This window comes from Streptomyces sp. ASQP_92 (assembly GCF_025399895.1).
Classification (GTDB): domain Bacteria; phylum Actinomycetota; class Actinomycetes; order Streptomycetales; family Streptomycetaceae; genus Streptomyces.
In genome coordinates this window covers 1-255 of record NZ_JAODUA010000075.1, presented here as the reverse complement: position 1 = coordinate 255, position 255 = coordinate 1, and the positions used below count along the sequence as shown (strand labels likewise).

Annotated in this window: 1 protein-coding gene; it reads right to left on the bottom strand. The window is 72.5% G+C overall.

Annotated features, from left to right (window positions below):
* On the bottom strand, positions 1–255 hold a 255-nt coding region (locus N4G70_RS36965), incomplete at both ends, for a TetR-like C-terminal domain-containing protein (protein ID WP_261717169.1).

Here is a 255-nt window from a genome sequence, read left to right as displayed (position 1 = left end):
TCGGGGCCAGGATGTGGTCCAGCACGTCCAGCGCGTCGGGTGCCTGCTCGCCACGCTCGCGGGCGCGATCGAGCATGGACCGAAGTTGCCGGGTGCGTTCGTCTCGGAGTTCGTCACGCGCCTGCATGCCCGGACGGCCGTCATTGGCCAGGGCGACGGCCAGGCGCACCACCGCGAGGCCGTCCGGTCCGGTGATCTCGCGGGCCACTTGAGCCGCGTAGGTACGCAGGTCGCCGGCCAGGCTCCCGGTGTCGG